At 42.1% G+C, this 20,791-nt stretch carries 15 protein-coding genes and 1 other RNA gene; 11 read left to right on the forward strand and 5 right to left on the reverse strand.

The window, feature by feature from the left end; all coding sequences use genetic code 11:
- Window positions 1-35: 35 nt before the first annotated feature.
- Window positions 36-635, reverse strand: coding sequence for a LemA family protein (locus tag AAEY78_RS04015; RefSeq protein ID WP_352337518.1), 600 nt, complete (start codon window positions 633-635; stop codon window positions 36-38).
- Between the two features lie 214 nt (window positions 636-849).
- Window positions 850-946: signal recognition particle sRNA small type (gene ffs / locus AAEY78_RS04020), an RNA gene on the reverse strand.
- 192 nt (window positions 947-1,138) lie between these two features.
- Between ffs and AAEY78_RS04025 the strand changes: the two genes are divergently transcribed.
- On the forward strand, window positions 1,139-1,855 hold the full coding sequence (locus AAEY78_RS04025) for an SIMPL domain-containing protein (RefSeq protein WP_352337520.1): 717 nt from the start codon (window positions 1,139-1,141) through the stop codon (window positions 1,853-1,855).
- 165 nt (window positions 1,856-2,020) lie between these two features.
- Here AAEY78_RS04025 and AAEY78_RS04030 read toward each other — a convergent pair whose 3' ends face one another.
- Together AAEY78_RS04030 and glnA are read right to left on the reverse strand one after the other, a co-directional pair.
- Window positions 2,021-2,764 carry a DUF4124 domain-containing protein gene (locus tag AAEY78_RS04030; protein WP_352337522.1) on the reverse strand — a complete coding sequence of 248 codons (744 nt, stop codon included), beginning with the start codon at window positions 2,762-2,764 and terminating at the stop codon, window positions 2,021-2,023.
- Window positions 2,765-3,052: 288 nt separating this feature from the next.
- A complete protein-coding gene (gene glnA, locus AAEY78_RS04035; RefSeq protein WP_352337524.1) occupies window positions 3,053-4,462 on the reverse strand; it encodes a type I glutamate--ammonia ligase in 1,410 nt (469 codons plus the stop codon).
- 524 nt (window positions 4,463-4,986) lie between these two features.
- Here glnA and AAEY78_RS04040 point away from each other — a divergent pair.
- From AAEY78_RS04040 to AAEY78_RS04055, 4 genes are all read left to right on the forward strand, one after another.
- Entirely contained in the window at window positions 4,987-5,610 is a 624-nt protein-coding gene (locus AAEY78_RS04040; RefSeq protein ID WP_352337526.1) for an anthranilate synthase component II, read from the forward strand.
- A gap of 176 nt (window positions 5,611-5,786) precedes the next feature.
- Window positions 5,787-6,881, forward strand: coding sequence for an anthranilate phosphoribosyltransferase (gene trpD / locus AAEY78_RS04045; RefSeq protein WP_352337718.1), 1,095 nt, complete (start codon window positions 5,787-5,789; stop codon window positions 6,879-6,881).
- A 55-nt stretch (window positions 6,882-6,936) separates the two neighbouring features.
- Window positions 6,937-7,875, forward strand: coding sequence for an indole-3-glycerol phosphate synthase TrpC (trpC, locus tag AAEY78_RS04050; protein WP_352337528.1), 939 nt, complete (start codon window positions 6,937-6,939; stop codon window positions 7,873-7,875).
- 102 nt (window positions 7,876-7,977) lie between these two features.
- Window positions 7,978-8,709: a Smr/MutS family protein gene (locus tag AAEY78_RS04055; protein ID WP_352337530.1), complete on the forward strand. Its 732-nt coding sequence runs from the start codon at window positions 7,978-7,980 to the stop codon at window positions 8,707-8,709.
- Window positions 8,710-8,783: 74 nt separating this feature from the next.
- On the opposite strand, the gene AAEY78_RS04060 is transcribed toward AAEY78_RS04055, so the two are convergent.
- Window positions 8,784-10,730, reverse strand: coding sequence for a mechanosensitive ion channel family protein (locus AAEY78_RS04060; RefSeq protein ID WP_502943646.1), 1,947 nt, complete (start codon window positions 10,728-10,730; stop codon window positions 8,784-8,786).
- A gap of 343 nt (window positions 10,731-11,073) precedes the next feature.
- Between AAEY78_RS04060 and AAEY78_RS04065 the strand changes: the two genes are divergently transcribed.
- From AAEY78_RS04065 to AAEY78_RS04090, 6 genes are all read left to right on the forward strand, one after another.
- Complete coding sequence (locus AAEY78_RS04065) at window positions 11,074-13,017, forward strand: TonB-dependent receptor domain-containing protein (RefSeq protein ID WP_352337532.1); 1,944 nt, start codon at window positions 11,074-11,076, stop codon at window positions 13,015-13,017.
- A 363-nt stretch (window positions 13,018-13,380) separates the two neighbouring features.
- The gene (gene ahcY, locus AAEY78_RS04070; RefSeq protein WP_352337534.1) at window positions 13,381-14,805 is read left to right on the forward strand and encodes an adenosylhomocysteinase; all 1,425 of its coding nucleotides are present in this window, start codon (window positions 13,381-13,383) and stop codon (window positions 14,803-14,805) included.
- Between the two features lie 23 nt (window positions 14,806-14,828).
- Window positions 14,829-15,677, forward strand: a complete 849-nt coding sequence (locus AAEY78_RS04075) for a methylenetetrahydrofolate reductase (protein ID WP_352337535.1) — start codon at window positions 14,829-14,831, stop codon at window positions 15,675-15,677.
- 237 nt (window positions 15,678-15,914) lie between these two features.
- The gene (locus AAEY78_RS04080; protein WP_352337537.1) at window positions 15,915-16,796 is read left to right on the forward strand and encodes a 16S rRNA (uracil(1498)-N(3))-methyltransferase; all 882 of its coding nucleotides are present in this window, start codon (window positions 15,915-15,917) and stop codon (window positions 16,794-16,796) included.
- Between the two features lie 102 nt (window positions 16,797-16,898).
- Complete coding sequence (locus tag AAEY78_RS04085; RefSeq protein ID WP_352337539.1) at window positions 16,899-18,587, forward strand: putative bifunctional diguanylate cyclase/phosphodiesterase; 1,689 nt, start codon at window positions 16,899-16,901, stop codon at window positions 18,585-18,587.
- A 365-nt stretch (window positions 18,588-18,952) separates the two neighbouring features.
- Window positions 18,953-20,746 carry an acyl-CoA dehydrogenase C-terminal domain-containing protein gene (locus tag AAEY78_RS04090; RefSeq protein WP_352337541.1) on the forward strand — a complete coding sequence of 598 codons (1,794 nt, stop codon included), beginning with the start codon at window positions 18,953-18,955 and terminating at the stop codon, window positions 20,744-20,746.
- Window positions 20,747-20,791: the final 45 nt, after the last annotated feature.

Consider the following 20,791-nt stretch of genomic DNA (forward strand, 5'->3'; position numbering starts at 1 on the left):
TTATTAAAAAAGCGGGTTGATATTACTGATTAAAATTACTGGTTAAAATTAACCTTAGGCGCTTGGCTAATCACTTCTTTATCGGCAAATACTAATGGACTTAGCGGACGAAAACCAAAGGTCGTACTCACTAAATTATTCGGGAATACCTCGCGACTATTATTATAAAACATCACACTGTCATTATAATGCTGACGCGCAAAGCCGATGCGATTCTCAGTATTGGTCAGCTCATCCATCAGCTCTTTAATCAGCGTATCCGCTTTTAATTCAGGATATGCCTCTACAACTGCATAAAACTGCCCCAATGCTTTAGACAGCATACTCTCTGCCTGCGCAAATAATGCCATATGTTCCAACGACTCAGGCTCATGCTTGTTAGAATCTTGTAAACTTTGGGCACGATTACGGGCGCTGATAACCCGCGTGAGCGTCTCCTCTTCATGCACCAAATAGCGTTTTGCGGTTTCGACCAAATTAGGTATCAAGTCATGACGCCGCTTTAACTGCACGTCGATTTGCGCAAAGCCATTCTTCGCCTGATTACGTCCACGTACCAGCTTATTAAATATCGTCACCCCAACCACAATCACTAACATCGTCACTGCAATAAATAACCAAACAAATATTTTCATAATAACGTCTCAAAGCGGGCAATATTGATTATTGTTAAAGGTTAATACAGTATACGTCACCTAAAATCAAATAAAGATGCTTAAACAGCAAATGAGGGCTCACACCAAAATTTGAACAAAAAAAAGCCCTTACAAATGAAGGACATTGATATAAAAATAAGCATTTAATTTTGACAGTATTATATGTAGCCAAATTTTAGGCAAAAAAAAGCGACTCCATCAGCACATCCTCGGCACACATTATAATTATTACCGTTGCTACCTTCCGGTCCTGGCGGGGTTCATAATTCAATGTTGCGAGGCTACCAATGGAGCCACCAGTTGCAAATTATACAAGGTTTTCTCATCATTGCAACCCCTAAAGTAAAATTGTTGTCTTAAAGGCTCGTAGAATCCAGCAATATACTGACAAAAATATCACAGCATCCTATTTAAAATTTGCTATTTTAGCCAGATAATCAACAAAAAACGATTTTACTGCTGTATTTATCAAGGAGTCTATTATGAAAAACGCTCTATTAAACAAAGCACTTATGGCATCTAGTGCCGCCTGCCTTCTAACCTTTGCCATGACAGGGGCACAAGCTGCTCCAACCGGTTATGACCAGCTCAGCTTTCAGACGGAAGTAAAAGAAGAAGTCGCAAATGACGAAGTGCGTGCCAGCCTCTATAAAAAAGCGCAAGCAACTGATGCCAAAACCCTGGCAACACAACTTAATACCACCGTCAATAAAGCCCTAGCGATTGCCAAACGCTATCCGAGTGTAACGGTCAGTACCGGACAACAAAGCACCTATCCGCGCTACGATAAAAATGACAAAATTATCGGCTGGACAGGACAAGCCAACATCGACATAAAAAGTACTGACTTTGCCGCGACCAGCCAGCTGATTGCCGCGCTGCAAGAGACGCTAGTGATGGACAATCTTAACTTTGGGGTTTCAGATACCAAGAAAAGCGCGATTGAACAAAAGCTAATGACGGATGCCTCACGCGCCTTTCAAAACCAAGCAAAAAATCTAACCCGCGCTTGGGACGCACGTAGCTATCGCGTGGTAACGGTAAACCTTAATACCAACAATAACAACTATCCACGCCCAATGTATAATATGAAAATGGCATCGGAAGTGGCTGACGCGTCCGTACCTCGTCAAAGCTTTGAATCTGGTAACAGTACTATTTCGGTGACGGCTGGCGGTACGATTGAATTGACTAAATAAGCGCTCATCAATCCTTTTTAAAAAGTGAAATATTAATAAAGGCAATGACTGATATCAGTCACTGCCTTTATTTTATTTAGATAGCCTTTGCTCTGATTACAGTTTAACTGGCAGCAATTAGTGACTATATTTTTCATATAGCATTATTTATTACAATCTATTTAACTACTTAACTACTGGTTGCTCAAGCGTCATCGGTGTATCCGCTGTTGGCTTAGATGGCGGATTCAATTGTATATTGTCTTGACGCAGTTTGAGCAGAATTTTTTGATGCCAAGGCAATTGCTCATACGCCAAAAGCTGTTGAGCAATTTTCTTATTATTTTGTAAGATTGCCGTATTTTGAATCACGTAGACGGTACGCGATACTTGCGCCAAACTTTGCCCTTTTTCATTGCTTATCATTACTTTGATAATATGCGCGCCAGGCAAGAGATCTACCGTAGCGATTGATGCGCTTAGCCCTTGCGCAACTTGATTGCCATCTAAATAAATAGTGATGATATCACCTGCTTGTAAGGCAGGTTTGAGCTGTACTTGCACATCAATGCTTTGAGCAGGACGACGATATGCACGCTCTGTACTGGGTTCAATAAGCGTTAACTGATACCTTACGTTTGGCGATATGGTTGATGGTTGAGCGGGCGCTGTACTACTATTAGTAGATACAGAAGTAGATGAATTTGTAGCTGAATTGGCTTGCGTTTGAGACGAGCTAGTATTGTTATTAGCATTGGCTGAACTATTATTATGTACAGGCGCAACAATAGTCATTTGGCTGATTTTTTTACCAGCTTGCTTTTCATACTTCTGTGGATTGTCGGTAAAGGTAACGCGCCCCGTTTGTTCATCGACAATTTTATAAACAGCAGCATTTGACAAAGGCGCATAAAATAACGTGACCCCCATGAATAAACTCGTTAATAAATGTTTTTTGCATTTTGCCTTGTGCCGCTCAGCGACCATTGCTTTACCCTGAATTAATCTTTTTGATAATCGTGTCATGGTCAGTTCACCCCTGCCTTTATAATTCATTATAGTTGTCAGCTTATTTTTAGAAGATGACAGCTTACCCATAACTTTACAAGCCTATTGATACCTTAATAACTTTAAAATCGTGAAAATTTATTCACAAAAAAACCAGCCAAGTGAGCCTTAGCTGGTTTTTTAATACTAATTTAAAGATTTAATGACAAATTAGCAGCTGTAATACAAGTCAAATTCAACAGGGTGTACTGTGATGTTCACGCGCTGCACTTCTTCTTCTTTCAGCGCGATATAGGCTTCTAACATCTCTTTAGTGAACACATCGCCCTTTAATAAGAACTCATGGTCTTCTCTTAATGCTTGCAGTGCCACTTCTAAGTTTTCAGCAACCGTTGGGATTAACGCTTCTTCTTCTGGTGGCAAGTCATACAAGTTTTTATCAGCGGCTTCGCCCGGATGAATCTTGTTTTGAATACCATCAAGACCTGCCATCAATAACGCAGCAAAGGCTAGATATGGATTAGCAGCTGGATCAGGGAAGCGAGCCTCAACACGGACGGCTTTTGGGCTGCTCACGTGTGGAATACGAATCGACGCTGAGCGATTCGATGCTGAGTAAGCCAATTTAATTGGCGCTTCATAATGCGGTACTAGGCGCTTATAGCTGTTGGTTGAAGGGTTAGTAATCGCATTTAGCGCGCGAGCATGCTTAATGATACCACCGATAAAGTACAGTGCTGACTCAGACAGACCGGCATATTCATCACCAGAGAAGGTATTGACACCATCTTTTGAGATAGAAATATGTACATGCATCCCAGAACCATTATCACCAACGATAGGCTTTGGCATAAAGGTTGCGGTCTTACCAAACTGATGCGCAACGTTATGCACCGCATATTTTAATTGTTGTACTTCATCAGCTTTACGCACGAGTGTATTAAAGGCGACACCAATCTCTAACTGGCAAGGCGCAACTTCGTGGTGATGGACTTCAATACAGCCTTCACCGACGATATCTTCGATACGGTCACACATCACGGCACGCATATCTTGTGAGCTGTCGACTGGTGGTACTGGAACGTAAGCGCCTTTGACACGTGGACGGTGCCCCATGTTGCCCCATTCGTAGTCTTTATTGGTTGACCATGCTGCTTCTTCAGCCACAATCTCATGGCTTACGCCTGCCATGTCAATTGACCATTTTACTTCGTCAAATACGAAAAATTCAGGTTCGGGACCGAAATAGGCAGTATCACCAATACCGGTTGATTTTAAGTATTCTTCAGCACGGCGCGCGATAGAACGTGGATCACGCTCATACCCTTGCAAAGTCGATGGTTCGATAATGTCGCAAGTTACAACCACGGTCACGGCATCAAAAAACGGGTCGATAAACGCAGTCTCAGGATCTGGACGCAAGATCATATCTGACGCTTCAATGCCTTTCCAGCCAGCAATTGATGACCCATCAAACATCTTGCCATCTTCCATCACTTCTTCGTCGATGGTATGAGAGGGAAAGCTCATATGATGCTCTTTGCCTCGGGTATCGGTAAAGCGAAAGTCAACCCATTTGGCATTAGATGACTTGATAAGATCTAGTAATTTATTCGACATAAAAAATTTCCCTCGTGATTATCGTGGTATTGCGATTTAAGATCGTAGCTAACATTACGGATGATGTTAATGGGTTTGCAAAGGCTATTTAACTCTGCTCTGTAGGCATGGCACTATTAAACATAATGTATCGTGTAAACATAGTGTATCGTGCCTTCGCCCAAACTTTTGCAAACTTGCTCAACGCTGGCGCTATTTTAGCAATATCTGACCAATAATGCTGAACTGTTATGCACCCTTTCACACGCCGTTTGTCATTTTCGGGGTTAAGATTCTCATTATTCAGGGTTTTTGTATAGCTTTATATGAATAATATTTTTAAGCAGCATGCATCTGCAGTTGACATTTAATAGAACATAAAATAATGGTAAGATAACGGACGCAATAGAAATGCGACTGATAAAACAAGCATTATTTAGGAGTCGCGTCGTATGCACTCTTTTGCGCAATATTATCTACAGTAATATGTACAGCAACAAGCCTGTCTTTATAAAACAAAAATACATCTATAGGTTGAAGCCATAATGATTCTAATGATCGATAATTACGACAGCTTTACGTACAATATTGTACAGTACTTCGGTGAGTTGCAGCAGGACATCACCGTTTGGCGTAATGATCAGATCACTTTAAAGGATATTAAAACGCTGGCACCGGATATCATTGTGATTGGTCCGGGTCCTTGCGATCCTGACCGCGCGGGTATCTCACTAGATATTATTGATACCTTTAAAGGTGTTATTCCGATTTTAGGCATTTGCTTGGGTCATCAAGCTATCGGGCAAGCGTTTGGCGGTCAAGTGGTCAAAGCTGGTGAAGTCATGCATGGTCGCTTATCTGCCGTGTATCATAATAATCAAGGCGTATTTGCAGAGTTACCTAATCCTACTCAAGCCACGCGTTACCATTCGCTTGTAGTCGATAAAAACAGCTTGCCGGAATGCTTAGAAGTGACAGCATGGACGCAAAACACTGACGGTAGTATTGAAGAAATTATGGGCTTTCGTCATAAAGAGTTTGCCATTGAAAGCGTGCAATTTCATCCAGAATCTATCTTAAGTGAAGCGGGATATCAGCTGCTGAATAACTTTTTAAAAACTCATAACTTAGCAAAACTAAGTACTGATGAGTTACCACAAGTTGGCTAGTTTTAGGCTAACGTCTTATTTGAGCTGCGCTAGATAAAATCACATTGCTTTAACACAGTGCTTTAAATAGCTTTTACCATTGATATAAAATAATAATAGAAAGTGAGACCATTATAATGACTGCTGATACGTTGGTTACGAACAACCAAGCTGTAAACCCCACCCTTTTAACCTCAATGAGCCGCGCTGAAGAGATTGCCAAACTTTCAGATGAAGAAGTTCATAGTTTACTGGCTAGCGCTTTAGACCGTATTTTTCAACATATTGATTTGACCTTTGATGAGATGCATGAGGTCATGCTGATTATCATGCAAGGCAGATGTAGCAATGCCATGATGGGCGCTATTTTGACCGGTCTGCGGATGAAGGGGGAATCTATTGATGAGATTACCGCTGCTGCTAGTGCCATGCGCGCGTTGGCAGAGAATATCGCCCCTCAAGGCTGCGAGCATATGGTCGATATCGTCGGTACAGGTGGTGACGGTGCCAATATCTTTAACGTCTCTACGGCATCAGCCTTAGTAGCGGCGGCGGCTGGCGCACAAGTTGCTAAGCACGGTAATCGCGGTGTCTCTACCAAATCTGGTAGTTCAGACTTGCTTGAGCAAGCAGGAATAAGCTTGGCACTAACGCCGATGCAAACGCTGGATTGTATTGAAAAGCAAGGGATTGGCTTTTTATTTGCACCCAATCACCATAGTGCCATGCGTCATGCCAATCCGGTACGTCGTGAGTTAAAATCACGAACGATTTTTAATATTTTAGGTCCATTAACCAATCCTGCTGGCGTACCTAATTTGGTAATTGGTGTCTTTACCGCGCATTTATGTGAGCCTATGGCAAAGGTCATGAGAAATCTTGGCGCACGGCATGTGATGGTTGTTGGGTCAAAAGATGGTCTAGATGAGATTAGCCTTGCGACCTCCACCACCGTCGCTGAGCTTAAAGACGGTAAAATCTCTGTCTACGATATTATGCCAGAAGATGCCGGAATCGAATCACAGACCTTGATTGGACTGGATGTCAATTCACCAGCAGAAAGCCTTGCCTTGATTCGTGCTGCTTTATCGGGCAATGACACTACTGAACGCGCTGTTTTAAAAGCGCGTGATATGATTGCTCTCAATGCTGGCGCTGCTATTTATACCGCCGGACTTGCCAGCAACTATGCCAATGGCGTGCATCAAGCGCAAGCAGTCATTCAGAATGGCTCAGCATTAATCAAGCTACAAGCTCTGGCTGAGCATACCCAGCAGTTGACGAATACTTAATATCAATAATTATTTTATCGCACCTCATAACCTTTATAAGCATACGGATATCACCATGACTGCCACTTCAGATTCTGCCATACCCTCAGTATTACAACGTATCGTCGCTACTAAATATGAAGAAATACGCGCCGCTAGTAAAGAGGTAACACTTGCTGAGCTGCAAGCTCAAGTTGCTGCTGATACGCGTCCTCGTCGCGGTTTTGCTAATGCTTTACGAGCAGCAACTACGTACGCAGGCATGGGTACGGACATCAGCACAGGTATCGGTATTATCGCTGAAATCAAACAAGCTTCGCCCTCTAAAGGCATTATCAATCATAACTTTATGCCAAGTGAGTTTGCCGCACAATATGAGCAAGCCGCTGCCAGCTGCTTATCCGTATTAACCGATCGTGATTATTTTAAGGGTGACGACAGCTATCTGGTGCAAGCGCGAGCCGCCTGTCAGCTGCCTGTCTTACGCAAAGATTTTATGATTGATGCCTATCAAATTTATCAATCCTATTTACTGGGCGCGGATTGTATCTTACTGATTATGGCATGTCTTGATGATGCGCAAGTGCACGAGTTACATGCGCTGAGTATTAAACTGGGAATGGATGTATTGATTGAAGTGCATACTGCGGAAGAATTGGCACGCGCACTAAAACTACCGCGCTCAAACCACAATATCTATGGCATTAATAATCGCAATCTCAATACTTTTGAAGTGGACTTACAAACCACCTTAGATTTAAAAAATATCTTACTGCAAGCATTAGCGACTGATGATGCTAATAATGGCAATGTTAATAAAGACATTGCCGATAATAAAAAACCTTTATTAAAGCCACTCATTGTCACCGAAAGTGGTATTCATAGCGCAGACGATATTGAATTGATGCTGCGCCATGATATCCAGCACTTTTTGATTGGTGAGCAGTTTATGAAGACAGAGCACCCAGGACAGGCGTTACAATCCTTACTTGCGAGCGTCTCGTTGAGCGCGTAAAGTAGCCTAGATAATGTCACCATCCTTTTATTACTGGCGGTGTGACTGGCTATAGCACGAATTATTTTATCCTCCATTCATTACATAGACGCGTTAATTATTATGTCAAATTCTCTTTTTTCAAAAGAAATGCAAGATCAGCTTAAAGAACTTAAAGGTCAACTGAGCAAAGGTCGCGACACCACATCACCTGATGGCGATAACGGCAAGCCGACAGAGCCGGTGTCTTTGCTAACTCAAAAACAAGTGAAGAAAACCGTCAAGCAAATGGACTCTGAGCATATTGACGATGACAAAGTATTGTTTATGCAAGCCATGCACGGTGTTAATCAGCTGGATGATAAAAATGTCCGCTCGCCTGCTAGCGCTAAAAAAGGTGGCAAGCCTGATGCAGCCACTTTATCAAAGCGTGCAGCAGCACAAGGCAGTGACGCTGCTGACTTAGGTGCTGGGCTGTCAGACATGCAAGCACTACTTAATCCAGTGGCGGGCGAAGCTTATTTGTCTTATAAAAACCCAACCCTGCAAAACAAAATTTTTACCCAGTTAAAGCAAGGTAAATTGCGCTGGTACGATGCTGTTGATATTCATGGTTGCACCATTGAAGAAGCGCGTGTGGCAATGACTCAGCTACTCAGCCAAGCTAAAAAGAACAATGAAACCTCGGTAAAAATCGTTCATGGTAAAGGTAGTGAAGCTATCCTCAAGACCTGCGTTAATGGCTGGTTACGTCAACTACCAGAAGTACTGGCATTTTGCTCAGCCCCACCAAAAGATGGCGGCAATGGCGCAGTATTGGTCTTGTTAAAAAAGAACAAACCTGATGCTGAATAAAGTAAATTTACGTTAATTCTTTCATAAAAAAGGACTGCCTAGATGCAGTCCTTTTTTTATATTCATTCTATATTTTAATGAGCTTTAGGTTTTTTCATTTTAGAAAAGCGGAAGCCTTGCTTGATATGCTTAAACTGAGGACGTGCTAGTGATTTTTTATGCTTAGGCTTGTCATATTTATCACTATCTTCAGTACTGATTGGGGTTTCGTCAACATTTTCAGATAACTTGCTTAGGTTAATTTTGCTCGAATCAATATCGCTATCCTGACTACCAAGCTCTTTCTCTATTTTACTCTCTTCTATTTCGTCATCTACTTCTACCTTTTCAACCACACTTTTTGTATCATCATGCTCAGGTTGTTCCATGATAAGCTGCTGCATCGGCAAGGCATGCTCAACATTATACTTTTTGACCAGTGATAACATATCAACCAATAAGGTATCTTGTTTTCCATAGAACTCAGTGGCATCTACAGCATTGACATAAGCGCGCAATTGTATGACATAACAATCTTGACGCAGCTCTGAAATATTTGCCTGATTCCACTCTTGATTGGTCAATTCATGGGTGTCTAAGAAGGTATTTAATTCTTCAACCATTTTAAATACCACATCAATATCAGCACTGCGCTTGATATACAAATGATGCAAAAAGTGGAACATATCACGCGAGGTAAAGTTCTCAATTTGCATGGATGAAAAGTCGCCATTGGGTACTGTAACTATCGTTCGGTTCAAGGTACGCACGCGCGATGAGCGAATGCCAATATCGACTACTGTACCTTCATAGGTGCCAAATTTACAGTAATCGCCTATTCGTACTGGGGAGTCGGCAACCACAACCACACTACCGACCAAGTTTTCGATGGTCTTTTGCGCACCCAATGCCAACGCTAAACCACCAACCCCTAATGCGGCAATACCCGTGGTTAAGTCAAAGCCTAAATTGCCAAAAATAACAATAATGGCAAATATCAACAGTAGCGCTTTAACAATTTTGCGCAGCAGCCCTAAGATGGATACGCGCTCAGTATAGTTCTTTTTATAACTGAGATTTACTGCGCGGGTAAATATTGCGTCAATTACCCGTAACAGCAGCCACGTCAATGCCAACCACGAGGCAATTTCAGTAAAGCGATTGACCGGTTCACGCAGCGTGACTGATACCCCAAAATACACCATAATCTCGGACAACATCAGCGCCATAATGACCACAGCAAGCGGTAAAATGACCTTGTCCGGAAAGCCGAGCGGCTCTCCACGCAAGCGTGGATAAATGATATTCAATAAGTGATACCATATCCATACTAAAATATAGGTCAGTACAAAACTACCAATGGTAATAGCAACGGCAGCGACCAAATCGGTAATCTGATAACCAAACAGTTTTTTATCTTCAAGTCCATCTATGGTATAACGTGATATTAAAGTGGGCTGAGTATCTTCAATAACTTCTGGAATCGCACTGAGTGTGTCGCTAGAGAACTGCCAATATTGCTCGCCATTTTTTGCCACCACACGCTCTAGCAATAGTGGTACATCTTTTTCGCCAATTTTGATACTGCCAACATTTTCTTGGCTTGGCGGCAGCTGATCAGTTAAATTGCCCTCTAGCGTATTATTAATCTGCAAATCTGACTGAAAGCGCCCCCCAGCATCCAATGCTTGTTTAAATTGGCGCACTTCTGTAGTTGGGTTATCCGCTTTCGATAAATTTAAATAATTACTCGCCAGCAGATAATCATTATCACCCAAAGCACTGATAAAGCCCTGTACCGTATGACGCGGAGAATCACGCCCGAATGCATCGGGCAAAGGTTCACTTACCGTCTCCTCGCTACTACTGCCACCAATGCCCAGCACACTTGCCTCAACCGCTAATACAGGCTTTGGTAGAATCAGCAGCAATACGGTTAGAAGTAGCGCCATGATAAATTTTGGTAATACGCTTGATAGCGAGCGTAAAGCTAGAAACCATGAACTGAGACTGGGCGAACTGGGGTGACGCTCAATAGACAAAACAAACCTCTTCGTATTGGAGAAAATAAATCGCACAAATTAATAGCTATGGTAAAGCATTATGCAATGAATAAAAACGTCCCTATTGTTCGCAATATGCTACTTGATGCTGACTCAAAAAAGACGTTATCTACTGCCTTCCATATTATGTTAGCCATGACTATATAACATGAAGTCAATTCAGCTTATGCTGAATAAACATTAGGTTAAAAAGGTTTATAAAGGCATTATTTTTATAGATAATAAGCGCGTGTAATTTATTTATAGTTTTTTGTAACTTTTAGCTATTTAAAAATTTGCTCTTGTAACTTTTGCTTTTCGCTTTTTGACTTTGGAATTAAATATGGTTTTATCACGTGCCTCCTCGACCACTTATCTTCGGTTGTGTATTTTAACGGCTTTTGGCGCATTTGCTGTTGGTGCAACTGCTGCTACGACTGAAGCAACAGCGATTGGCGATAATGAGTTACCGCAAGTTGAGCTGGATAAAATCGTGGTGACTGCCACGCGTACGCCGACTAAAACCAGCAATGTGATTGCACAAACTCGCGTCGTTGACAAAGAAGAGCTACAGCGTTATCAAGGTCAGACGGTGATGGAAGTCTTAAGACGTCAGCCAGGCTTTAGCATTAAGCAAGATGGTGGCATGGGAACAAACGGTAATTTTTATCTGCGGGGATATGATAGTAAGCGTGTATTATTATTAATAGACGGTATTCGTTATGGCTCAATGTCAACTGGACAACCTGCTCTAGGATTGCTGCCAGCTGATCAGATTGACCGTATCGAGATTTTATACGGTGCCTCTGGCTCTAGTATTTATGGTGCAGATGCAATGGGTGGCGTTATTCAAATCTTCACTAAAGGTAATAGTGTTGAACAAACGAACTTCTCAGTTACTGCAGGTGTTGGCTCACATGACCACTATGTATACGGTGCAGCAGCACAGTTTGCAAATACTGAAGGCGCAAAACTTAGCCTTTCTGCTAGTCGCAATCAAACCAAAGGTATCAGCGCTCTTGAAAACCGATCAGGCAATGATAAAGATGACGATGGCTTTAAAAGTAATAACTTTGCTCTAAATGCAAGCATGCCTTTAACTCAAAATATCAGCATTGGTGCAACTGGGCTTTTTGCTAAGTCGAATACTGAGTTTGATAACTTTAGTTTTGGACCAGGACCAAACGCAGAGGTTGATCAAGAAAATGGTGCAGTATCAGCATTTTCACAATACGAAAATGACAAATTAACAGTACGTTTATCAGCAGGTAAAAGCTTAGATAAACTTGATAATAAAGTTGGCGATGCGTTTGAGACCAAACAGAAACAAGCGAATCTGATAAGCACTTATAAATTACCTGTAGGACAATTTCAAGCAGGTGCCGAATGGTTACAGCAGAAAGTAGACCTTATAGATAACACTCCTAGTGCCAGCGGTAAAGATAATTATAAAATAAATGACCGTGATATTAAGAGTGGCTTTGCTGGTTATCAAGTGAATGAAGATGCTTACGATTTTCAAGCCAATGTTCGTCTTGATGATAACTCACAATTTGGTAACGAAACCACATTTGGGCTTGGCTACGCTGTAAAGCTAGCGCCCAGCCTACGTCTAGGTACTGGCTTCGCTACTGGTTATAGAGCGCCTACTCTAAATGATTTATATATTGAAAGCTTTTACTATGTTCCAAATGAAAATTTGAAAGTTGAAAAGAGTAAAAATTTAGAAGTGTTTATTGAGTCTAATACCGCCATACAAAATACACGTCTGACTGCTTTTAATAGTGATGTCGATAATCTTATTGATAACAGATACGATGATAGTATTAAAAAATATCAAGCACTTAACATTGATGAAGCAAGCTTATCGGGTTATAGCTTTACTTCAGACTGGCAGCTAAGTCATATTTTATTTGGCGGTCAATATGCTCGTACTAATGCCGAAGAGAAGTCAGGAACTAATAAAGGCAAACAACTAGTATATCGCCCTGAAAATACTGGCTTAGTATATGTGGGTTACCGAGCTGCAGACTTTGATATTCGTACTGAAGCAGAATATGTGGGTAAAACCTATAACGTTGCAGATAACAGTACTTTTATAGATGACTATACATTGTTCAACATTAGTGGTAATTATTATCTGAGCCCGAATCTGACATGGACAAGTCGTATTAACAACTTAACCAACGTAGATTATTCAACTAATGAAAGTTTTGGAGAATATCCTTCGCGTTATAACCAAGACGGCACTAACTTCTTTACCTCACTTACCTATAACTGGTTCTAGCATTCAGCTAAGCTTATCAAACTTTAAATAAATAAAAAGGTCATCTATCGGTGACCTTTTTTATGCCTATTCATTTGCTTTTAGGCACAAAGAGATATCATTTAGCGCTTGATTACCTAGCCTTTTTATTAGCCAATAGGTGACAAATTAACCATCATACTTTACAATAACGACCTCCGAGAGGTGTTGCACCATAAATAATAGTTTGGTTTATAGCTAAACCTTACTATTTATTGTTTATGTTAGGCTCGGTAACTGTTGAATAATCACCCTATGCATTGGCGCTGATTATTGACAGGGCAAACAACGGCACCTGCGCTATTATTCTTTTTATCATACATTTACCACTGATAGGAGCATATTATGGACGCAGTGTCTAAAGCCCCCTCTGCCCATACAATCAATCCCGCTTTCACAGATTATAAAGTTGCTGACATTAGCTTAGCTGATTATGGTCGCCGTGAAATTACTCTTGCTGAAGCTGAAATGCCTGCCCTAATGGGCTTGCGTCGTCGCTATGAAGCCGCGCAACCATTAAAAGGCGCAAAAATCGTCGGCTGTATTCATATGACGATTCAAACTGCCGTACTTATCGAGACTTTAGTCGCGCTTGGTGCTGAAGTACGCTGGACGTCATGTAATATTTTCTCAACTCAAGACCATGCGGCGGCTGCGATTGCTGCTGCTGGTATTCCAGTATTTGCTTGGAAAGGCGAAACGGACGCAGAGTACGAATGGTGCTTACGTCAACAAATCCACGTTGGCGGTGAAGAATCAGGTCAGCTTTGGGATGCCAACTTAATCTTGGATGATGGTGGTGACTTAACCGCATTGATTCATAATGATTATGCACATTTACTTGATAACATGCATGGTATCTCAGAAGAGACGACTACCGGCGTGCATCGCTTGATTGAAATGTTGAATAAAGGCACGTTAAAAGTCCCTGCTATCAACGTCAATGACGCGGTAACGAAGTCTAAAAATGATAATAAATACGGCTGCCGTCATAGCTTAAATGATGCTATCAAACGTGGAACGGATATGTTCCTTGCTGGTCGTCGCGCCCTTGTTATCGGTTATGGCGATGTGGGTAAAGGCTCAGCACAAAGCTTGCGCCAAGAAGGCATGATTGTACGCGTATCAGAAGTTGACCCGATTTGTGCCATGCAAGCGTGTATGGACGGTTACGAAGTATTGTCACCATACATCGATGGCGACAACACTGGCGGCGCAGAAGGCATCAATACTCGTCTGTTAGAAGATACTGACATGATTGTGACCACTACTGGTAACTACCATGTGTGTGACAAAAACATGCTAGCCGCGCTGAAAAAAGGCGCTGTGGTATGTAATATCGGTCACTTTGATACCGAAATTGACACTCAGTTTATGCGTGATAACTGGCGCTGGGAAGAAGTAAAGCCACAAGTGCATCAAATTTTCCGCTCAGACGACGTGAATGATTACCTCATTTTGTTAGCTGAAGGTCGTTTGGTAAACTTGGGTAATGCAACTGGTCACCCATCACGCGTGATGGACGGCTCATTTGCTAACCAAGTATTGGCGCAAATGTATCTGTTTGAAGAAAAATTCGCAGACTTGCCAGCCGATAAGCGTACTGAAAACTTATACGTTAAAGTATTACCGAAAAAACTAGACGAAGAAGTAGCAGCGGCAATGGTTGCTGGCTTTAACGGTACGTTAACCAAGCTAACTCCAAAGCAAGCGGAATATTTAGGTGTACCTGTTGAAGGTCCATTTAAACCTGATGCTTATAAATATTAATAAGAGTACCGAGGAGCACGACGATGAGTAAGCCTGCTTTCTCTTTTGAGTTTTTTCCTGCCAATACGGATAAAGGGCATGAAAAACTGCTCAGTACTTATGATGAGCTGAACAAGCTGTCGCCGTCCTACTTTTCGGTAACGTATGGCGCTGGTGGTTCAACGCGTAGCCGAACTCTAGATATTGTGCAAGCCTTATGCGCACGCGGTGATACTGATATTGCACCGCATATGTCTTGTATTGGTGATAATAAAGCGCAAATCGCTGAATTGCTTGAGCTTTATAAAAGTTTAGGTATCAAGCGCTTGGTCGCGCTACGTGGTGACTTACCGTCAGGTCAGGTCGGTATGGGTGAGCTGCCCTTTGCTTTGGACTTGGTAAAGTTTATCCGTGAGCATTCAGGTGATCATTTCCATATCGAAGTCGCCGCCTACCCCGAGATGCATCCGCAAGCGCGTAGCTTTGAGCTTGATGTTGACAACTTGGTTAATAAATACCAAGCGGGCGCCAATGCGTCAATTACCCAGTTTTTCTACAATGCGGATAGTTATCTTTATTTGCGTGAGAGCTTAGAGAAACGCGGGATTGATACAGTTGCTCAGCCTTTGGTTGCTGGCATTATGCCGATTACCAACTCTAGCAATCTGATGCGCTTTGCTGACAGTTGTGGCGCTGATATCCCGCGTTATGTGCGTAAGCAATTGGCTGATTTTGGTGATGATGGTAAGGCTATTCGCGAGTTTGGCTTTGAGGTGGTCTATCGTCTGTGCGAGCGTTTAATGAGTGAGGGCGTACCTGCCATGCATTTTTATAGCATGAATAAGGTTGAGCCAAATAAGCGTTTAGTAGAAGCATTGGGGCTTATTACCTAGTTTTATAACAATAAGTGATTTTTTAACTGGCGTTCTTAGGAACGCCAGTTTTTTATTACTTGTTTGTCTGAATTATTATACCCTCTATCATCCTTCTATTTTATCGCGCCCGTATATTTGTTATAGTGAACTTTATTTTGGTTTTATACCATTATTTATTATATATACCTACAAAACGGCTCAACTAAATTTTATTTTCATACATGATTACTGGTTATTTTCAAGAGGAAAAACCGCGTGCGCCGATTTTTTTATGTTATCAATAATGAAGCAACAGACGACCTTGCTAACAATAAAACTATTTATTTACCAACATTAAGTACACTGGCTATCGGTAGCGAGATTCCACTGTCTGATGCTATTGTCCATCATTGGTGCCGCGTACTACGTGCCTCTGTCGGCGACGAAGGTATTTTATTCGACGGCTTCGGCGGTGAATATCATGTGCGCTTACAAAGTATAAGTAAAAAACAGGCAACAGTAACCTTATTAGCTGCGAGCGCTGACGACTGTGCCGCACCGATTATCAGTAAAATCGGCTTAGTAATGAGTCGCGGCGAACGTATGGATTATGCCATTCAAAAGGCAACCGAACTTGGCGTGACTGCGATTCAACTGCTCAGCAGCCAGCATGGTGAGGTCAATTTAAAACCGGCACAAGTAGAGAAAAAATTACTCCAGTGGCAACAGGTGGCTATCGCGGCTTGTGAGCAATGCGGCTTGAATCGCCCACCGCTTATCTTAGCACCTCAGCCGCTTAACGGATGGCTCAAGCCAAAAGAGGTTAACCAACTCGATGTTGCTATGGTTAGCCCAATCGTAGCAGCGCTGAGTCGAGACCCCTACTATCGAGTTTTAAGTCGTTCAGCTGACCTGCGTTTAATATTAAGCGTGCCTGCCGCTGAGCAGCCTTTAATGCCAGCTACATTATTACCAGTATTGGCACAAAAGCATCCTTATATTGAGCTATTGATTGGCGCTGAGGGTGGATTAAGTAGCGAGGAGTGTGCACAAGCTGAAGCAGTAGGTTTCGCGCCATGGCAAATTGGAAATCGCGTCCTGCGTACAGAAACAGCGCCAGTAGTTGCCTTGGCTACGTTACATGCGTTGTTAAGCTAGCCGTTACGACACTGATATCTATCACTATAAAAAGTATAAATTTTCTTTTACGCCAGTTTTTTTGGTTTTGTAACATTTGTTTTATTCGCCTTGAGGCATCTTATGACTGTTTTTAGCACGATTACCGAACGTATCAAGCAGCAATTATTGACCCAATTATGCGAGCGCCTTGAAGATGGTGTGTTCATATTGGATGCAGAGTTACGTTATATATCAGTGAATGCGGCTTATGAGGTCATGGTTGGCTATCAAGAGGCATTTTTGCTTGGACGTCCGCTAGGCGTTTATGCTGCCGAGTTTCTACCAGAGGCTGAGCGAGATATTTTTAAAAGTGTGGCTCATGCTCTTACTAACCACGGCTTTTATGAAAATAATTTTGCCATAGCAACCCGTTACGGACAAACTCTAAATTGCCATATGACGCTTCGAAAAATGACAGTAGACTCAGGTGTTTATTATATTGGTATGGGTCGTGATATCTCCGAGGTGACTAGGGACAAAGAAGAGCTGCTGCATTTATTAAATTTTGATCAAGACACAAACCTGCCTAACCGTAAAGTGTTTTTAAGCGAGACCAGTGAGCTGTTATTAGAAAGCTATCAAGAAGTGGTGGTGGTACGCTTTAATATTGACCGCTATCGGATGCTCGCCAGCACTTTAGGGGCAGATAAAGTGACGGCTTTGTTAAATCTTTTTGTGCAACAAGTTAATAAACTTAAGCTGCCTCATTTACGCTGCTTCTCGCATTTCGGTGGCGATGATTTTGCGCTTTTATTTGAGCTTAATGATGCTCATATGGTGCGTCATCAGCTCAATAGTTTGATGCAAATATGTGAACGCCCGTTCTATCTCGATAATAATGTGATTTATCTGCGCATCTCCGCTGGCGTCAGCTATTTTCCTGAGCATGGCTCACAGCTGTCAATGATACTGTCCAAAGCGGAAAAAGCGCTTAACTATATCAAGCAACATGGTGGTGATGATGTAGGCTGGTATCGCGAAGAGCTTGACGACGCTTGTAGAGACAGCTTGCAATTAGAAGCTGAATTACGTACTGCTATTGATGAATGTCAATTTATCCCTTATTACCAACCAAAAATTACACTGGCAACGGGCGAAATTACTGGATTTGAAGCCTTGGTACGCTGGCAGCATCCGACGCGCGGTTTACTAAAACCCGTTGATTTTATTGATGCCATTATCACTCATAAACTGTCTTTTGAGTTATTTTGCCAAATGGCAACCCAAATTGCTCAACAGTTATCAAAATGGCAGGCGCTTGGATTCACACAACATATCTGCATTAATGCTGATGCCGCTGAATTCAGTCATCCTGAATTTTTCAGCTTTATCACCACTTTATTTACGCAGCATTGTATACATCCGCATCAATTACATATCGAAATCACTGAATCATCGTTAATGCTCAATCATTTTACCGTCAAGCAACAACTTACCGCATTAAAAGCATTAGGGGTTTGCTTAGCATTGGACGATTTTGGTACGGGATATGCCTCCTTAAGCTATCTGCAAGAGTATCCTTTTGACTTTATCAAAATTGACAAAAGCTTTATCTCCAAAATCGTTGACGACCATATTCAGTTTGCCATTGTAAAAGCCATATTAGAGCTAGCAAATGCTTTAGATATGCAGGTAGTTGCTGAAGGTATTGAGACGGACGAACAGCGGCAATTATTGTTGGATATTGGCTGCGCCTATGGGCAAGGGTATTTATTTAGTCGCCCTGTGACCGCTGATGCTGCCACTGTCATGTTAGAAAACCACAGTTAACACCCTACACTATTTTTAGCATAGACCGTAATAGCTAAAACCCTACGCTATAAATATGCGTCTCATTCTTTAAGAATACGTTATTAATATTCGATGCTATCACTTTTCTTAGCTAAGTTTTATTTAACTAAACGCTTCATAATTCAGTATTTTTTCTAGTTTTTGCACCCTAATCATTCGCCTGTTACTCTTGAATGCTAATAGGATGCAAGACAGGTTGATGACTTATCAGTATCAGTGCCGAACTTGTATATTCTTCTGTGAACGCCTATCTTTTATGCATAAATATGACCTGAATATTTTATAAAAATTATTTATATATTCTGTTATAGCTTACATTATCATCAAAAATAGGACAGGATGTTATGCAATATAAAGCACCTCTACGCGATATCAGATTTGTCATGCATGAACTGCTTGATAGCGAAAGTCATTATAAAACCATCCCCGAATTTGAAGACACTGACCGTGAATTAATGGATAGTCTCTTTGAGATGGCAGCAAGCTTTGCAGAAAATGAGCTGTCACCGCTCAATCAAAGTGGCGATGCTGAAGGCTGTCATTTTAATAATGGTGAAGTGACCACGCCAAAAGGTTTTAAAGAAGCCTATAAAGCCTTTTGTGAACTTGGCTTTCCTGCATTATCGGCTGAAGAAGCCTTTGGCGGGCAAAATATGCCGTTCTCATTATCAACAGTGATTAATGAGATGGTGGGCACAGCGAACTGGTCATTTTCTATGTATCCCGGTCTGTCGCACGGCGCCATTCAAACCATCGAACATCATGGTACAGATGCTCAAAAAGACACCTATTTAGAAAAAATGGTCACGGGCGAATGGTCAGGCACCATGTGTCTGACTGAAGCACATGCTGGTTCTGACTTGGGTATTATCCGTACTAAAGCTGAGCCAAATGACGATGGCAGTTATAATATCACAGGGCAAAAGATTTTTATCTCAGCAGGCGAACATGACTTAACCGACAATATTATTCATATTGTATTAGCACGTTTACCGGGCGCGCCAGCTGGCACCAAAGGCATCTCACTATTTATCGTGCCTAAAGTGATGGTCAATGAAGATGGCAGCTTGGGTGGCAGAAATAAAGTCGTTTGCGGCTCTATCGAGCATAAAATGGGTATTAAAGCCTCGTCGACTTGTGTCATGAATTTTGATGGCGCAGTAGGCTATCTGATTGGTCCGGAAAATCGCGGTCTGCAATGTATGTTCACCTTTATGAATGTGGCGCGTATTGGTACGGCAGTGCAAGGCGTAACGGCTGCTGAATATGCGTTCCAAGGCTCACTTGCCTATGCGAAAGACCGTCTTGCCATGCGCGCGCTATCGGGTATTAAAGCGCCTGATAAAGTTGCCGACCCAATCATTGTGCATCCTGCCGTCCGTAATATGTTATTAACGGAAAAAGCCTTTGCTGAAGGCGGTCGTGCCTTGATGTATTACTTGTCCCATTTCGTTGATACCGTAGCCAAAGGCGATGGTGCTGAGCGTGAATTTGCCGATCAAATGTTGTCATTACTGACACCAATTGCCAAAGCATTCTTAACCGAAACTGGGTTAGAGGCGGCAAATCATGGCGTACAAGTCTATGGTGGTCATGGTTTTATCAGTGAATGGGGCATGGAGCAAAATGTCCGCGACACTCGTATTGCTTGTCTTTATGAAGGAACGACTGAGATTCAAGCGTTAGATTTGCTCGGTCGTAAAGTGCTTGGCTCACAAGGCAAGTTGCTGGCCAACTTTGTGCAAGTCATTCAGCAGTTCTGTGAAGATAACCAAGACAATGTTGAGATGGGACAGTTTGTTCGCCCACTTGCCAAGCATCTCAAAGAATGGGGCGAACTGACTTCACGTATTGGCATGCAGGCAACTGAAAACCCAGAGGCGGTTGGCGGTGCAGCGGTTGATTATCTGTATTTTAGCGGTTACGTTACCCTCGCCTATTTATGGGCGCGTATGGCACTGGTAGCGCAAACGGCAATTGCTAACGGCACGACTGAGTCGGCGTTTTATGATGCAAAAATTAAAACAGCGCAATTCTACTATGCAAAACTCTTACCGCGTACCACTACTTATGTGCAACGTATCAGCACTGGCGTTGAGCCGTATATGAGTATGGATGTTGAGCAGTTTGCTTTTTAATGAGCACCATTAATAACGCATTATAAAACTTATTGAGTTTAAATT

Origin of the sequence: Psychrobacter sp. 16-MNA-CIBAN-0192, from assembly GCF_040309565.1 — a bacterium.
Classification (GTDB): domain Bacteria; phylum Pseudomonadota; class Gammaproteobacteria; order Pseudomonadales; family Moraxellaceae; genus Psychrobacter.

What these genes read in the sequence shown, in the direction of transcription:
- AAEY78_RS04015 (WP_352337518.1), bottom strand. Translation starts at nt 635, where the DNA reads ATGAAAATATTTGTTTGGTTATTTATTGCAGTGACGATGTTAGTGATT.
- AAEY78_RS04025 (WP_352337520.1), top strand. Translation starts at nt 1,139, where the DNA reads ATGAAAAACGCTCTATTAAACAAAGCACTTATGGCATCTAGTGCCGCC.
- AAEY78_RS04030 (WP_352337522.1), bottom strand. Translation starts at nt 2,764, where the DNA reads ATGGGGGTCACGTTATTTTATGCGCCTTTGTCAAATGCTGCTGTTTAT.
- glnA (WP_352337524.1), bottom strand. Translation starts at nt 4,462, where the DNA reads ATGTCGAATAAATTACTAGATCTTATCAAGTCATCTAATGCCAAATGG.
- AAEY78_RS04040 (WP_352337526.1), top strand. Translation starts at nt 4,987, where the DNA reads ATGATTCTAATGATCGATAATTACGACAGCTTTACGTACAATATTGTA.
- trpD (WP_352337718.1), top strand. Translation starts at nt 5,787, where the DNA reads ATGAGCCGCGCTGAAGAGATTGCCAAACTTTCAGATGAAGAAGTTCAT.
- trpC (WP_352337528.1), top strand. Translation starts at nt 6,937, where the DNA reads ATGACTGCCACTTCAGATTCTGCCATACCCTCAGTATTACAACGTATC.
- AAEY78_RS04055 (WP_352337530.1), top strand. Translation starts at nt 7,978, where the DNA reads ATGTCAAATTCTCTTTTTTCAAAAGAAATGCAAGATCAGCTTAAAGAA.
- AAEY78_RS04065 (WP_352337532.1), top strand. Translation starts at nt 11,074, where the DNA reads ATGGTTTTATCACGTGCCTCCTCGACCACTTATCTTCGGTTGTGTATT.
- ahcY (WP_352337534.1), top strand. Translation starts at nt 13,381, where the DNA reads ATGGACGCAGTGTCTAAAGCCCCCTCTGCCCATACAATCAATCCCGCT.
- AAEY78_RS04075 (WP_352337535.1), top strand. Translation starts at nt 14,829, where the DNA reads ATGAGTAAGCCTGCTTTCTCTTTTGAGTTTTTTCCTGCCAATACGGAT.
- AAEY78_RS04085 (WP_352337539.1), top strand. Translation starts at nt 16,899, where the DNA reads ATGACTGTTTTTAGCACGATTACCGAACGTATCAAGCAGCAATTATTG.
- AAEY78_RS04090 (WP_352337541.1), top strand. Translation starts at nt 18,953, where the DNA reads ATGCAATATAAAGCACCTCTACGCGATATCAGATTTGTCATGCATGAA.